Annotated in this window: 19 protein-coding genes and 1 other annotated feature; of the genes, 18 read left to right on the plus strand and 1 reads right to left on the minus strand. The window is 50.4% G+C overall.

Translation table 11 applies throughout. The annotated features are described in order from the left end of the window. Nucleotides 1–80: 80 nt before the first annotated feature. Entirely contained in the window at nt 81–476 is a 396-nt protein-coding gene (locus NNL21_RS33390; RefSeq protein WP_204822508.1) for a nucleoside triphosphate pyrophosphohydrolase family protein, read from the minus strand. 163 nt (nt 477–639) lie between these two features. Here NNL21_RS33390 and NNL21_RS33395 point away from each other — a divergent pair, with 163 nt between their 5' ends. The 18 genes from NNL21_RS33395 to NNL21_RS33480 all read left to right on the plus strand — a co-directional run bounded on the left by NNL21_RS33395 (nt 640) and on the right by NNL21_RS33480 (nt 14,553). Further along, nucleotides 640–1,731 (plus strand): PIN/TRAM domain-containing protein, encoded by a 1,092-nt coding sequence (locus NNL21_RS33395; RefSeq protein WP_204822509.1) that lies wholly within the window; start codon nt 640–642, stop codon nt 1,729–1,731. Between the two features lie 70 nt (nt 1,732–1,801). Next, nucleotides 1,802–2,506, plus strand: coding sequence for a 2-C-methyl-D-erythritol 4-phosphate cytidylyltransferase (ispD, locus tag NNL21_RS33400; protein WP_204822510.1), 705 nt, complete (start codon nt 1,802–1,804; stop codon nt 2,504–2,506). A gap of 78 nt (nt 2,507–2,584) precedes the next feature. After that, nucleotides 2,585–3,070, plus strand: coding sequence for a 2-C-methyl-D-erythritol 2,4-cyclodiphosphate synthase (ispF, locus tag NNL21_RS33405; RefSeq protein WP_204822511.1), 486 nt, complete (start codon nt 2,585–2,587; stop codon nt 3,068–3,070). 41 nt (nt 3,071–3,111) lie between these two features. Then, nucleotides 3,112–4,572: a glutamate--tRNA ligase gene (gene gltX / locus NNL21_RS33410; protein WP_204822512.1), complete on the plus strand. Its 1,461-nt coding sequence runs from the start codon at nt 3,112–3,114 to the stop codon at nt 4,570–4,572. A 545-nt stretch (nt 4,573–5,117) separates the two neighbouring features. After that, a complete protein-coding gene (gene cysE / locus NNL21_RS33415) occupies nt 5,118–5,786 on the plus strand; it encodes a serine O-acetyltransferase (RefSeq protein ID WP_204822513.1) in 669 nt (222 codons plus the stop codon). Further along, nucleotides 5,783–7,189, plus strand: a complete 1,407-nt coding sequence (gene cysS / locus NNL21_RS33420) for a cysteine--tRNA ligase (RefSeq protein WP_204822514.1) — start codon at nt 5,783–5,785, stop codon at nt 7,187–7,189. Before cysE ends, cysS begins: the two co-directional genes overlap by 4 nt. Before the next feature lie 83 nt (nt 7,190–7,272). Then, entirely contained in the window at nt 7,273–7,680 is a 408-nt protein-coding gene (locus NNL21_RS33425; RefSeq protein ID WP_204822566.1) for a Mini-ribonuclease 3, read from the plus strand. A 38-nt stretch (nt 7,681–7,718) separates the two neighbouring features. Continuing rightward, complete coding sequence (rlmB, locus tag NNL21_RS33430) at nt 7,719–8,474, plus strand: 23S rRNA (guanosine(2251)-2'-O)-methyltransferase RlmB (protein WP_204822515.1); 756 nt, start codon at nt 7,719–7,721, stop codon at nt 8,472–8,474. Between the two features lies 1 nt (nt 8,475). Next, nucleotides 8,476–8,997 (plus strand): NYN domain-containing protein, encoded by a 522-nt coding sequence (locus NNL21_RS33435; protein ID WP_204822516.1) that lies wholly within the window; start codon nt 8,476–8,478, stop codon nt 8,995–8,997. A gap of 292 nt (nt 8,998–9,289) precedes the next feature. Further along, entirely contained in the window at nt 9,290–9,940 is a 651-nt protein-coding gene (sigH, locus tag NNL21_RS33440; protein WP_204822517.1) for an RNA polymerase sporulation sigma factor SigH, read from the plus strand. 382 nt (nt 9,941–10,322) lie between these two features. Then, on the plus strand, nt 10,323–10,472 hold the full coding sequence (gene rpmG / locus NNL21_RS33445) for a 50S ribosomal protein L33 (RefSeq protein WP_148933609.1): 150 nt from the start codon (nt 10,323–10,325) through the stop codon (nt 10,470–10,472). A 17-nt stretch (nt 10,473–10,489) separates the two neighbouring features. Next, a complete protein-coding gene (gene secE, locus NNL21_RS33450; RefSeq protein ID WP_204822518.1) occupies nt 10,490–10,699 on the plus strand; it encodes a preprotein translocase subunit SecE in 210 nt (69 codons plus the stop codon). Between the two features lie 23 nt (nt 10,700–10,722). Continuing rightward, nucleotides 10,723–11,256: a transcription termination/antitermination protein NusG gene (nusG, locus tag NNL21_RS33455; RefSeq protein WP_020620124.1), complete on the plus strand. Its 534-nt coding sequence runs from the start codon at nt 10,723–10,725 to the stop codon at nt 11,254–11,256. Nucleotides 11,257–11,347: 91 nt separating this feature from the next. Further along, nucleotides 11,348–11,773: a 50S ribosomal protein L11 gene (rplK, locus tag NNL21_RS33460; RefSeq protein ID WP_204822519.1), complete on the plus strand. Its 426-nt coding sequence runs from the start codon at nt 11,348–11,350 to the stop codon at nt 11,771–11,773. Nucleotides 11,774–11,912: 139 nt separating this feature from the next. Next, the gene (gene rplA / locus NNL21_RS33465; RefSeq protein ID WP_204822520.1) at nt 11,913–12,605 is read left to right on the plus strand and encodes a 50S ribosomal protein L1; all 693 of its coding nucleotides are present in this window, start codon (nt 11,913–11,915) and stop codon (nt 12,603–12,605) included. 17 nt (nt 12,606–12,622) lie between these two features. Next, nucleotides 12,623–12,781 (plus strand) — a sequence feature (ribosomal protein L10 leader region). Nucleotides 12,782–12,840: 59 nt separating this feature from the next. Further along, nucleotides 12,841–13,338, plus strand: a complete 498-nt coding sequence (gene rplJ, locus NNL21_RS33470; protein ID WP_305881061.1) for a 50S ribosomal protein L10 — start codon at nt 12,841–12,843, stop codon at nt 13,336–13,338. Between the two features lie 71 nt (nt 13,339–13,409). Then, nucleotides 13,410–13,769 carry a 50S ribosomal protein L7/L12 gene (rplL, locus tag NNL21_RS33475; RefSeq protein ID WP_204822521.1) on the plus strand — a complete coding sequence of 120 codons (360 nt, stop codon included), beginning with the start codon at nt 13,410–13,412 and terminating at the stop codon, nt 13,767–13,769. A gap of 181 nt (nt 13,770–13,950) precedes the next feature. Further along, complete coding sequence (locus NNL21_RS33480) at nt 13,951–14,553, plus strand: class I SAM-dependent methyltransferase (RefSeq protein WP_204822522.1); 603 nt, start codon at nt 13,951–13,953, stop codon at nt 14,551–14,553. Nucleotides 14,554–14,931 lie beyond the last annotated feature (378 nt).

Here is a 14,931-nt window from a genome sequence, read left to right on the forward strand (position 1 = left end):
GACCCGAACAAACAACGAACCGCCTTGCTCATCTCCGGATGAGCAAGGCGGTTTTTTTCTGCATATCGAAATGTCTGCGTCTACGTAAGGTTGAATAAACCGAGGGTGGAGCACTTTCCGGATTCTTGAGCGACTACATCGTCCAACTGAATATCGAGCAAATTGCACATGGCGGATATATAGAACAAATTGCGGCCGAGCTCGTTCTTAATGGCGTCTCGGCAATGCTCGCATAGCTCACCGTTAATGTGATGATGAAGCTTCGTCTTGGCCTGCTCCAAGTTGGCATCGTCCGGGTATTCCTGCTTGCGCGCATTGAGTTCAATACATCCGCATTCCGTCACGGATTTGGCCACGGCACGATTAACGGACGCGCCGGACTGGCTGTATTTCGATAAAACATCCAGCAAGCTTCGGTGTCTTAGCAGCAGTTCCGAAACCTGCTGTTGAAATTGTTCCAGCGTCGGGGTGCTCATCAATTCCACCTCATTTCAGGATTAGCAGTGCTATCTTCTATTATAAGCCCCCTTGCCAACCATTTCAAAATACTTTTCGTGTGCTTTCTTAAGGAAATTGGTTTCCCCCACGGTTAACCGTCGAAAGATTGGCACATAATTGTAATGGAGGTGGATTTATGTGATGAAACGAATCATTCAAACCATGGGATTACTTTTTGGAGGCGTCGTCGGCGCACAGCTCTACAGCTGGATGCATGTCGGTGCACTCTGGACAGATTCGACTTACAGAACGATGCAGCAATCAAGCGGCTATTACATGAATGTTGGGATTGGCGCGCTTTGCGGTGTTGTTCTGGCTTCAATGCTGGCAGGCCCCATTATACGCGGGCTGGAACAAGGAGCACAGCGCATATCGGCGCTTCCGACCAGTGAACTGTTGTCTGGCTTGGGCGGACTTCTTGGTGGTCTTGCGCTTTCGGCCTTGCTTTATCCGGCTGTATCTGGCTTTACCGGTGCAGGTCTTTTTATTCCGGTATGCATGACGCTATTTTTCGGGTATTTCGGACTTAGAATCGGGTTGAGCAAGCAGGAAGTGCTCTCAGAACAGTTCGCCAGCTTTATGCAGCAGCGGACAAAACCGATTGCTGTTGACGAAGAAAGCAGCTATGAGGAGCATAAGATTCTCGATACGAGTGTCATTATCGATGGCCGGATCGCCGATATTTGCAAGACGGGGTTTATCGAGGGAACGCTGGTCATTCCTGAGTTCGTGCTGGAGGAGCTGCAGCATATCGCGGATTCGTCTGATCTGCTCAAGCGCAACCGCGGCCGGCGCGGGCTGGACATCCTGAACAAAATCCAGAAGGAGCTCGACGTAAAGGTACTTATTTACGAGGGTGACATGGAGGATGGGGAAGTCGACAGCAAGCTTGTGAAGCTGGCTAAGGTGCTAAAAGGCAAAGTGGTTACGAACGATTTTAACCTGAACAAGGTTTGTGAGCTGCAGGGCGTCTCGGTCTTGAATATTAATGATCTCGCCAATGCCGTGAAGCCGGTCGTGCTGCCTGGTGAGGAAATCGTCGTCCAGGTGATCAAGGATGGCAAGGAGCATGGACAAGGCGTAGCTTACTTGGACGACGGCACGATGATCGTAGTCGAAGGCGGCCGCGACTATATCGGAACGACCATGGAGGTGCTGGTCACGAGTGTCCTGCAGACTTCTGCGGGCCGAATGATCTTTGCCAAGCCGAAGCTGTTGGAAAAAGCGCTGTAACACGGTATGATAGTACTCGTGTGATGTCTCCGCGCGAGACGTCTAGTTTACGGCGAGGCGGTTGAGGGCAATGGCAGGGATAAAGGCTGAATGGGGCGTCGTCGTCGTAGCGGCAGGACGCGGAACACGTATGGGCAGCGCAGAGAGCAAGCAATATTTGCTTCTTCAGGACAAGCCCATCGTTGTTCATGCGATTGAACGCTTCGAAGCGATGGACGAAGTAGCTGAGATTGTAGTTGTCGTCGGCACACAGGATATGGAGAGAAGCAAGGCGCTTGTGAACGAATACGGACTATGCAAGGTGAAGGCGGTTGTAGCCGGTGGCAGTGAACGGCAGCACTCGGTATGTCAAGGTCTTCTGGCTTTGAGCAGCGAGTGGGTTATGGTACATGATGGTGTGCGCCCGCTCGTCACGAGCGAAGCGGTTCGGGCCTGCATGACAGAGGCGAAGCGCTCGCAAGCTGCGGTACTGGCTGTGCCTGTGAAAGATACGATTAAACAAGTAGATGAGAACGGCGTCATCGTGGCAACACCGGACCGGCGAAGCTTGTGGGCGATTCAAACGCCGCAGGCTTTTCGTCGTTCCCTGCTGCTTGAGTCGCACGAGCGGGCTGCGGCTGAAGGCTTCCTGGGTACGGACGATGCCGTTGTCGTCGAACGTTTCGGCGGTGTGCCGGTAACCGTATCCGAAGGCGAGTACACGAACATTAAAATTACAACGCCGGATGATCTGCCTTATGCAGCATTTTTGCTCGCTCAGCGGGCAGTCGAGTAACGGAGGCTCATGCCTCCAAAAGCAGCCTCTCGATTCTGGAGGGGCGGGTACGGGTAAACAAGAGGGGAGAGAACGGAAATGATTCGCGTTGGACAAGGTTTTGATGTACATCAGTTAGTAGAAGGACGGCCGTGTACTATCGGTGGGGTTACGCTACCATATGAGAAGGGCTTGCTCGGACACTCCGATGCTGACGTCTTGCTGCATGCTGTGACCGATGCGGTTCTGGGAGCGCTGGGACTTGGAGATATCGGCAAGCATTTTCCGGATACCGACCCTCAGCATAAGGATGCGGACAGCTTGAAGCTGCTGCTTCAGGTGTGGGAGCTGGTCAAGGAGCGGGGCTACAAGCTCGGTAATATTGATTCGACAATCATTGCGCAGAAGCCAAAGATGGCGCCTTACATACCGCAAATGGTGGAGGTCATCGCGCGTGCGCTGGAAGCGGAGGAGCTGTCCCAAGTCAATGTGAAGGCGACTACGACGGAGCAGCTCGGTTTCACCGGCCGGGGTGAAGGGATTGCGGCCCAATCGGTTGTCTGTCTCGTAAAGGTTATGCTATGATCGTTGGATAATGAAGGAACAATAAAGGGAGCTTGAGGAATATGTCAGATCAAATACGGGTCCGCTATGCACCTTCCCCGACGGGACATCTGCATATCGGTAATGCAAGAACGGCTTTATTCAACTATTTATTTGCCCGCAGCCGCGGCGGCAAATTCATTATACGGATCGAAGATACAGACGTGAAGCGCAATATCGAGGGCGGCGAGGAAAGCCAGCTTACTTACTTGAAGTGGCTCGGGATCGACTGGGATGAGAGTGTTGACATCGGCGGCGGATACGGTCCATATCGGCAAATGGAGAGGCTTGATATCTACCGCGAATATTGGCAGGATCTGCTTGACCGCGGGTTAGCTTATAAGTGCTATTGTACCGAGCAGGAGCTCGAGCAGGAGCGGGAAGAGCAAACGGCCCGCGGAGAGATGCCTCAATACTCCGGCAAGCATCGTGATCTGACGCCTGAGCAGCAGCAGGCGTTTGAAGCTGAAGGCCGCATTCCGAGCATACGCTTCCGCGTGCCCGACGGTAAGACCTACACGTTCAACGACATGGTTAAAGGCGCGATCAGCTTCGAGTCGGAAGGCTTCGGCGACTTTGTCATCGTGAAGAAGGATGGCATTCCAACGTATAACTATGCAGTGGCTGTAGACGATCATTTGATGGCGATCAGCCACGTTCTGCGCGGAGAAGATCATATATCGAACACGCCCCGCCAGCTTATGATATATGAAGCATTCGGATGGGAGCCGCCGCAGTTCGGCCACATGACGCTGATCGTGAATGAAAACCGCAAAAAGCTCAGCAAACGCGATGAATCGATCATTCAATTTATAGAGCAGTATGATGCGCTCGGGTATTTGCCCGAAGCGATGTTTAATTTCATTACATTGCTCGGCTGGTCGCCGGAGGGCGAGCAGGAAATCTTCACACGCGAAGAGCTGATCGAGGTATTCGATCCGGCCCGTTTGAGCAAAAGTCCGGCCGTCTTCGATGCGAACAAGCTAAGCTGGATGAACAACGAATACATGAAGAAGCTCGAGCTGCCGCGTTTGCTGGACCTTTGCTTGCCGCATCTGCAGAAGGCTGGCCGGTTGCCCGAAGCGCTTGACGAGAACGGCCGCGCATGGGCAGGAGCGCTCGCGGCTCTGTATCAGGATAAATTGCGTTCTGCTTCGGACATCGTTCCTCTGACGGACCTCTTCTTCCAAGCCGAAGTGACCGAAGAAGAGGATGAAGCGAAGGTTGTGCTTGCCGAGGAGCAAGTGCCGGCTGTGCTTCGTACCTTCGCAGAGCTTGTAGGCGCTATGGAAACCTTCGAGGTTGATGGCATCAAGGCTGCGATCAAAGCGGTTCAGCAAGCGACAGGCTTTAAAGGAAAACAGCTGTTTATGCCTATTCGCGCTGCATTGACAGGTCAAACGCATGGTCCGGACCTCAACCAAACGATCGTGCTTCTAGGCAAAAACAAAGTATTGGAGCGTCTTCAGGCACGTTTAGGCTAGGAAGCGCCCTTCGAATAGGCTTTTGAAACACTTGTCAGTTGTGCTGACGTCCGCTATACTTGATGTACGTTAATTTATCGGTCTAAAGGCTTAGAACAGGAACGTTCATTTCACAACAGGAATTGACAGAGAGGGCGACCTTTCGAAACGGAGCCGCTGTTAACCTCGTTCATATTGATGCGGGGATGCGGATTGTGTCGAATGGGTGGGAGTCGCCTAAGTCCTCGAAATGCAACATTGCGCCTGGGAGCCGTGCTTTCCGATCCGACTGTAGAATGGGGCTTTTCTTTCTAGTTGAAAGAGGGTGTTCACTGCTGACGGGGTAGGGGGTGCCGAAGGTCCGCGTTAAGGACACTTTGAGAGGGCGAATGCCAGGCATTCGAATCCCGAACAAGCAGAGTGGAACCGCGTGTTAACGCCTCTGCAGCCATAGGGCTGTAGAGGCGTTTTTTATTTTCCAGGCACACATTTTTCGGATTTGATAGCAAGGCAAACAGCCGATGCTGTTACTACTGGCAGTCCCTACGTTGGAAGGAGTCTTGACCATGTTTGGCCATATGAAGTCCGATATCGAGACCGTGTTTGACAATGATCCCGCGGCCAGGAGCAAGTTTGAAGTCGTTTTTACGTATTCGGGTCTTCATGCGATCTGGGCCCATCGTGTCGCTCATTGGTTTTATCGGCATCGATGGTTTACGATTGCGCGAGTGATCTCGCAGATAAGCCGGTTTTTCACGGGCATTGAAATTCACCCCGGAGCTACAATCGGCCAGCGGCTGTTCATCGATCATGGGATGGGGGTCGTCATAGGCGAAACATGCGAAATCGGTAACAATGTTGTGATCTATCAAGGCGTTACGCTAGGCGGAACGGGAAAAGAGAAGGGCAAGCGCCACCCGACGATCGGCGATAATGTTGTCATTGGTTCGGGTTCCAAGGTGCTTGGATCCTTCACAGTGGGGGACAATGTGAATATTGGGTCGAACGCTGTGGTCCTTCGCGAAGTGCCTTCGAACAGTACGGTTGTTGGCAACCCTGGCCGGGTTGTCAAGCGGAACGGCGAACGCGTAAACGATCGGTTGGATCATACGCAGCTGCCTGACCCGGTTATTGATCTGCTGCGCGAGATGCAGCAGCAGCTTGACGATTTGAAGAAGGAATTAAGAAGAGAACGTAGCAAAGAGCCTATTGCTGGGGGAGAACCGAGAATATGACCTTGCACATTTATAATACGATGTCCCGGGAGAAAGAAACGTTTGTTCCGCTTGAGCCGGGGAAAGTAAAGATGTATGTTTGCGGACCGACGGTATACGACTATATTCATATCGGCAATGCGCGGCCGGTCATCTTCTTCGATGTGGTGCGCCGTTACCTGGAATCGACCGGTTATGACGTGAATTACATTGTCAATTTCACAGATGTCGACGATAAGCTGATCCGCAAGGCCGAACAGCTTGATACGACCGTTCCGGAGGTTGCAGAACGCTTTATTGCCGCGTTCAATGAGAATATCGAAGGGCTTGGCGTGCACAAGGCGACCTTGAATCCGCGGGTAACTGATCATATCCCGGAGATTATCTCGTTTATCGAAGCGCTTGTAGAGAAGGATTATGCCTATGCCAGCGGTGGTGATGTCTATTTCCGTACCAATAAATTCGAGGACTACGGCAAGCTGTCTCACCAGAACATGGATGAGCTGCAGCTCGGGATCCGGATCGAAGTGGATGAACGCAAGGAGAATGGTCAAGACTTCGTGCTGTGGAAAGCGGCTAAGCCCGGTGAGATCTATTGGGAGAGCCCTTGGGGAGCGGGACGCCCGGGCTGGCATATTGAATGCTCGGCAATGGCGCGCAAATATTTGGGCGACACGCTGGACATCCACGGCGGAGGCCACGACCTTCAATTTCCGCATCATGAATGCGAAGTGGCACAATCCGAGTCGTTAAGCGGGAAGCCGCTTGCGCGTTATTGGATGCATAATGGGTATATTCATATTAACAACGAAAAAATGTCCAAGTCGCTCGGGAACGGCATCACGGTTAACGAGCTGTTGAAGCGTGCAAAGCCGTCAGCAATCCGATACTTCATGCTGTCATCGCATTATCGCAGTCCGCTGAACTTCAACGATGACACGATTGCACAGGCGGAGAGCAGCGTTGTTCGCATGGCTAACTGCTTGGGGAACCTGAAGCATCGCTTATCAGCTGCAGGGGTTGCCGCTGACGAGGACTTTAATGCCATTCAGGAAAGAATTACCGAAATTAAATCTCAGTTTGGTGCCAAGATGGACGACGACTTCAATACGCCAGACGCGATTACGGCGCTATTCGAATTGGTCAGCGAAGCCAATCAGTATCTGCAGCGCCCGATCGTGACGAAGCAGGGACTGCAACAATTCATCGATGGGCTTGAAGCGATTGACGCTGTTCTTGGTCTGCTGCCGGTTGTCCAGGAAGCGGGACTGCCTGACGCGGATATCGACGCCCTTATCGTGGAGCGCGTTGAAGCGCGTAAAGCAAAAAACTGGGCGCGTGCGGATGAAATTCGCGATCTATTGGCTGAACAAGGGATCGTGCTTGAGGATACGCCTCAAGGGCTGCGTTGGAAACGCAAATGACCATGAAACCAACCGAACAACCGTTACAATCGAATATAGACGATCAGCCCAATAACGACGTTACGAATAGCTCCGCGGAGGATATGGCAGCCGGCTTATGGTTTCATACGCCGGCTAAGCTGCCTCATCTGTTGAATCCGGTCGTCCTTGCCTACATCGGTGATGCTGTATTTGAGCTGATGGTGAGACAGTTTTTGGTCTCGCTTCCGAATCACAAACCGCATCATTTGCATAAAGAAGCGACGTTATTCGTATCGGCCAAAGCCCAGAAGAGTTTGTTGGAAAAATGGATGCCGCTGCTCTCCGAGGAAGAGGCGGATATGGTAAGACGCGGCCGCAACACGAAGTCGGGAACGCCCCCGAAGAATGCCGACCCAGGGGATTACCGCCATGCGACGGCATTGGAATGCTTGGTCGGATACTTGTACTATACGAAACGAAACAGCAGGCTGCAGCAATTAATGGAGGTTGCCTTTGAAGACCGGATGTAGGCAATCGGAATAGCGGCAATAACGAGGAGGACACGGGAATGACTGAGCAGGGCGAGCAAGAATGGGTTGCCGGCAAACATCCTGTCATGGAAGCACTGCGCTCCGGACGGGAAATCAACAAAATATGGATTGCGGAACAGGCGCAAAAAAGCCTGGTGCCGATTCTTGCGGAAGCGAAAAAAGCGGGTATTATCGTGCAGGTCGTCGATAAACGCAAGCTGGATCAGATGGTTGAAGGAGCGACCCACCAAGGGATAGTGGCACAAGCCGCCGCATACCGCTACTTCGAATTGGACGAGCTGCTGGAGCGGGCACGGGAGAGCGGAGAAATGCCATTCCTGATCCTGCTTGATGAAATCGAGGATCCGCATAATCTGGGGTCGATTCTCAGGACGGCTGAATGTACGGGTGTGCACGGGGTGGTCATTCCTAAGCGAAGGTCCGCGTCGTTAACGACAACCGTATCGAAGACATCGGCAGGAGCGGTGGAATATGTGCCTGTTGCGCGAGTAACGAACCTGGCCCAGACGATTGATAAGCTGAAAGAAGAAGGAATCTGGATCGCGGGTGCCGATGTTGCAGCTGAGCAGGATGTGTATGCATCTTCGACGAACTTCGATATGCCGCTGGCGGTTGTGATCGGTAACGAGAGCAAGGGGATCGGCAGATTGATTCGCGAAAAGTGTGATTTTCTGGTGAAGCTGCCGATGCATGGCCAATTGAACTCGCTCAATGCTTCTGTTGCGGCAGGTGTGTTGATGTACGAAGTGGTGCGGCAGCGGCGGAGTCGTTAAGATGCGCCGTCGTGAAGACGCCCTGCTGGTTGACGGGTACAACATGATCGGCGCTTGGCCTGAATTAGCGCGGCTGAAGGCGAAGAGTTTGGAGGAAGCCCGGGACCGGCTTCTCGAGCTGCTGGCTGATTATCAAGGCTTCTCCGGGATGCAGATCGTCGTGGTCTTCGATGCTCATCAAGTGCCCGGAGTGGGGTCAAGCTTCAGTCAGTACCGGGTCAGCGTCGTCTTCACGAAGGAGAAAGAGACGGCAGATGCTTGCATCGAGCGGCTATCATCAGAAATGGCAATGAGGAGCCGGAATTTATATGTGGCGACCTCCGATCAAGTTGAGCAGCGTGTCGCGTTCGGCAAAGGAGCGCTGCGCATTTCGGCACGCGAGCTATTAATAGACGTCGGCCAGAATCGCAAGGAAATTGAGAAGGTGCTGGATCGGCCGAAGCATAAACGCAATGAGCTGGATAACAATTTAAGCTTGGATGTGAGGATGAAGCTGGAGAAATGGCGCCGGGGCGAGAATTAATGCGATATGACGTATAGAAGTAAGATATTCTGACAAAATGGCGCATATAAATCACCGTGAACTTCCAAATCTTCTAGATTATAATGAACATTCGACATGATCGTCATTGACGATGGGAGGTTACATAATGTATACTGGGTCTATGTCTTTATGGACAGGAACCAGGGAGCTGTAAGCTCCGCCTCAAAATACTAGAAGCGATTAAACGGCTGCACTCACTTGGCGTGATGGAGAACGTTTGCGCTCGGAAACACTTTAGAAGTGCACGCCTTTCGAGCCGGAGGGATTGTTCGTGAGCATCGACCTCAAAGAGTGGAAAATGCTGGACTATGACTGCAGAACGGACGAAGACATAGTTGAAGCGGTTCGCGAAGGTGACGGCGAAGCGCTGGAGTATTTAATTAATAAGTATAAGAACTTTGTCCGTGCTAAAGCTCGTTCCTATTTCCTTATCGGGGCCGATCGCGAAGATATTGTACAGGAAGGTATGATAGGCCTGTACAAGTCGATACGGGATTTTAAAGGAGACAAGCTTGCTTCGTTCAAAGCGTTCGCTGAGCTGTGTATAACCCGCCAGATCATAACGGCGATTAAGACGGCGACAAGGCAGAAGCATATCCCCCTTAATTCATATGTATCTCTGGACAAGCCCATCTACGATGAGGACTCCGATCGCACGCTGTTAGACGTTATTTGCGGTACACGGGTGTCGGATCCTGAAGAGTTGATTATTAATCAAGAAGAGTTTGTTGGTCTGGAAGACAAGATGTCAGAGATCTTGAGTGATTTGGAACGTAAAGTACTTATGCTCTACTTGGATGGGCGCTCTTATCAAGAGATCGCTGTTGATTTGGATCGTCATGTGAAGTCTATTGATAATGCGCTTCAACGTGTGAAGCGTAAGCTGGAACGCTATTTGGAAGTGCGCAATATAACGGGCTGACACAAACTCGGTTTGTCGTCAGCGGTTGGTTAGGACGGATGGATAGAGAGCCTCGCAGAAGCGGCTCTTTTTTTGTGAGCGCCCTTTCAGCGGGGTTTGCAATGGTTGAATTTGGTCGATACTGTTTGATGCCAAGATGGAGAAGCTCGATTGATCAAGAACGCCAGGGGTGGCGGGAGATTGCGGTTTGTGACGGCTTATGTTTTGACGCGATAGCGGTGAAGTGGGACGGCTAGTTTTCCGTTGACACTGACTATTGCATGTGATAAAGTGTTTTGGTAGCCCTAAATAGGCGTTTTTTATTATGGGTTCTGAATCACGCTGCTTAAACATACAACGGTTCAAGCTTTTTTTATTTGGTTAGCCCGGGAGGTGTACGGCAATGCGGGTTATTATTACGTTGGCTTGCACGAGTTGCAAACAAAGAAACTACGCGAGCAGCAAGAACAAACGCAATCACCCCGACCGCATCGAGATGAAGAAGTTTTGCAAGTTTTGTAACGAGCATACTCCTCATCGCGAGACGAGATAGGACTTGGAGGTGTGGACGTGGCATTTCTAGCTAAGTTGAAGCAAAGCTTCGGAACGACGTTTTCCTTTTTCTCCGACAGCTTCGCGGAATTAAAGAAAGTCCGCTGGCCAAGCCGTAAAGAGTTGACAAGCTACACGCTCGTCGTCCTGTTCACGATCGTGCTTGTGACTGTTTACTTTTGGGTTCTTGACATCGGGATCTCCGAATTGGTCGAACTGATCGTTTAAGAAGGGTCCAAGGGTGGCTTGTTATGGAAAAAAGATGGTACGTTGTGCATACTTACTCTGGGTATGAGAACAAGGTGAAAGCCAACCTGGAAAAGCGGGTTGAATCTATGGGCATGGAAGATAAGATCTTCCGCGTTCTAGTCCCGATGGAAGAAGAAGTGGTGAACAAAGACGGGAAGAAGAAAACCGTCATGCGTAAAGTTTACCCCGGCTACGTCCTCGTGGAGATGGTTCAGACCGATGATTCCTGGTATGTTGTTCGCAATACACCAGGCGTGACTGGATTCGTGGGATCAACTGGCTCAGGCTCGAAACCGACTGCGTTATTGCCCGATGAAGTGGAGCAAATCCTCAAGCATATGGGTATGGAGGAACCGAAGCCGAAGATCGAGTTCGATTTGAAAGAAACGGTTCGCGTAAAAGTAGGTCCGTTTGCTAACTTTGTCGGTACGGTAGAAGAAATTCTGCTAGACAAGAGCAAACTCAAAGTTCATGTCAATATGTTTGGCAGGGAAACCCCTCTTGAGTTGGACTATACTCAAGTGGAGAAGATTTAATTCCGGTTTCCGGGCTGCCCGTCTGGGCGGCTGACAGGGATAGATCTGTCTATTCCGAGGTTTGGATTATTACGGCAAGGAGGTGTGCAACATGGCAAAGAAGGTCATCAAGCTAGTAAAACTGCAAGTTCCAGCAGGTAAAGCGAACCCGGCTCCGCCGATCGGTCCTGCTCTTGGTCAAGCGGGTGTGAACATTATGGCATTCTGTAAAGAGTTTAACGCTCGTACAGCAGACCAAGCCGGATTGATTATTCCGGTTGTGATCACCGTATTTGAAGACCGTTCCTTCACGTTCGAGACAAAAACGCCACCGGCTGCTGTTCTCCTTCGCGTCGCTGCGAAGATTGACAAGGGGTCAGGCGAACCGAACAAGAAGAAGGTCGCTACTGTGAAACGTGACAAGGTTCGCGAAATCGCAGAAACCAAAATGCCTGACCTGAACGCTGCATCCGTGGAAGCGGCAATGCGCATGGTCGAAGGTACTGCTCGCAGCATGGGCGTTGTCATCGAAGACTAATTCGAGGGCAATCGTCACATGTTAGAGATACGCCAGTAGGCGTTGCTTTAACGGACGGGACGATTCGCGTTCCGCGCCGGTGGGAGGGTCTCCGGGTAGGAGGAATTTCCGTTAGAACCACATAAGGAGGAGAATATCAATGGCTAAACACGGCAAGAAGTATCAAGAAGCTGCGAAGCTGATCAGCCCTGAAGCGACATACGAAGCTGCAGAAGCGATTGAGCTCGTGAAGAAAGCCGCTTCGGCGAAATTCGACGAAACTGTTGAAGTTGCTGTCCGTCTCGGCGTAGATCCAAAGAAACAAGACCAAGCAGTGCGCGGGGTTGTAGTACTCCCACACGGCACAGGTAAAACAAAGCGCGTTCTCGTTTTTGCAAAAGGCGAGAAAGCGAAAGAAGCAGAAGCAGCTGGCGCAGATTATGTCGGCGATGCTGATGTTATCAACAAAATCCAACAAGGCTGGTTCGAATTCGACGTTTGCGTCGCTACTCCGGACATGATGGCTGAGGTTGGTAAACTAGGACGTATCCTCGGCGGTAAAGGTCTTATGCCGAACCCTAAAGCGGGTACAGTAACGTTCGACGTTTCCAAAGCGGTTAAAGAAATCAAGGCTGGTAAGATTGAATACCGTCTTGACAGAGCAGGTCAAATTCACGCACCAATTGGTAAAGTATCCTTCAACGCCGAGCAATTGAGCGAGAACCTTCGTTCCCTGGTCGAAGCGCTGAACCGTGCTAAACCAGCTGCTGCTAAAGGGATTTACCTGAAAAACATCGCCGTATCCTCCACAATGGGCCCTAGCGCTCGCGTGAATGTAGTTCCATTCCGCTAAGAGAGATACGATCGACTGACATTCGAATACGCATACCGTAGACAGTAGGTGCCGTGAGGCTTAATTTCCTACCGAGGTGTTATGATAAAGTGTTTGTGACGTTAGGCCTTCGGGCGGACGAACAACGGACCATCATGGCCTTCGCTTCATCTGCGAAGGCCTTTCTCATGCATCGCGGATGAAGGAATTCGTTGCTAGAAACGGGATGTCGAGTAAATACCGGGAGGTGTACAAATTGGCAAACGCAAAGATTATCCAAGGCAAACAAGAAGCCGTTGAAGTAATCACAACGAAATTCCGCGAAAGCTCCTGCACAGTTGTTGCAGACTATCGTGGTTTGAACGTTGCGCAAGTGACGGAACTCCGTAAACAGCTGCGCGAAGCGGGCGTAGATTTTCAAGTACTGAAAAACTCGCTCGTACGCCGTGCGACTGCCAGCGCTGATCTGTCTCAATTGGACGAAGCACTGACGGGCCCGACTGCAATTGCATTCTGCAATACGGACGCAGTTGCTCCAGCTAAAATTCTAAACGAATATGCCAAGAAGAACGAAGCTTTGAAACTTAAAGGCGGCGTTGTCGAAGGTAACGTTTATAATGCAAGTGAGATCAAAGCACTGGCTGAGTTGCCATCACGTGATGGTTTGCTTTCCATGCTCCTCAGCGTCCTGCAAGCGCCTGTGCGTAACTTCGCTCTTGCGGTTAAAGCAGTGGCTGAACAAAAAGAAGCTTAAGTCGTATTTCATTCGAAGCGTAGCCGCTTCACTATAAACCAAAATCTAACAAATTTACTGGAGGTTTAACCATGAGTAAAGAGCAAATCTTGGAAGCCATTAAAGGCATGAACGTTCTTGAACTGAACGATCTCGTAAAAGCAATCGAAGAAGAATTCGGCGTAACAGCTGCAGCACCAGTTGCAGTTGCAGCTGGCGGAGCAGCAGTTGCTGAAGAGCAATCGGAATTTGACGTTATCCTTAACGGCGCTGGCGCATCGAAAATCAACGTTATCAAAGTTGTTCGCGAAATTACAGGTCTTGGCCTGAAAGAAGCGAAAGACCTTGTTGACAATGCACCAAAACCAATTAAAGAAAAAGTAAGCAAAGAAGAAGCAGAAGGCGTAAAAGCTAAACTCGAAGAAGCAGGCGCTTCTGTAGAAGTGAAGTAATTTCACGTCTGAGCATAAAGCAACGAACCCCTTGAAGCCTGATGCTTCAAGGGGTTCGCTTTATGATAAATTGACAAAGTTAACGTCATAAATTGCATCATTCGTAGCTGAAAACGTACGCCGTATAGCTGCATATGAGATACGACGCGGGTTTATTGTTGCGAGATGGAGGAGAATAACGATGGCAGATCATTATTATTCGAAATCACCGGTCGTAAAATCGGATCGTCAAATTCATGAAACAGTGCTTCGAAACTATAAGCTTCGATTCGCAACGGATAAAGGGGTCTTTTCTAAATCGGGGATCGATTATGGCAGCCGCGTATTGGTCGAAGCGCTTGAGCTTGCTCCTGGAGCTAGTGTCCTTGATGTAGGATGCGGATATGGTGCAATCGGAATTACCGCAGCCAAGTTAAACCCGGCAGGGCATATCACAATGATCGACATTAATGAGAGAGCTGTGCAGCTGGCTCAAGACAATGCGGTGCTGAATGAGGTTTCGAATGTAACCGTTCTTCAGAGTGATCTTTATGAGCAGGTGAAGGATCGAACCTATGATGTCATTGTTACCAATCCTCCGATAAGGGCAGGAAAGTCGGTCGTTCATCGAATCTTTGAAGAAGGTGCAGGTCTGCTGCGGCCGGGCGGCTGTATGTGGGTTGTCATTCAGAAGAAACAAGGTGCTCCATCGGCGGAAGCAAAGTTGAATACTTTGTTTGACCGTGTTGATGAAATGACGAAAGACAAGGGATATCGCATCTTTCGTTCAGTGAAGGATGCCTAAGAAGCATCAAAACGATTTGTTGACTTGACATTTCAAATGTGATATCATTATAAAATGTCAGTATTAGAATGGGATCAATCTCTTTAGCCGACTAAAATGTCAAGCGTTATTTTTGCGAATAAGAAATGCGAAATTGACGTATAATGTTTAGTTTTTGGGCAAAAGTACTTAATATGAGATTTTTTGGTCTATTGACGCGAAGCGACAGACAGAAACATGCTCTTTTTTCGAATCTTCGATAAGGGCTTTTCTTTATTGAATCAGACTTTGCATGCTCTACACTCGATCCGTTTTCATGCGTAAAGGAACTTGCGGTTCTTAACTGTGAGTGATTTGCGCCTGCCGGAAAGCGTGCATTGTTCATTTTTCTGTGAAGCA

The sequence above is a fragment of the Paenibacillus mendelii genome (assembly GCF_024498075.1).
Classification (GTDB): domain Bacteria; phylum Bacillota; class Bacilli; order Paenibacillales; family Paenibacillaceae; genus Paenibacillus_Z; species Paenibacillus_Z mendelii.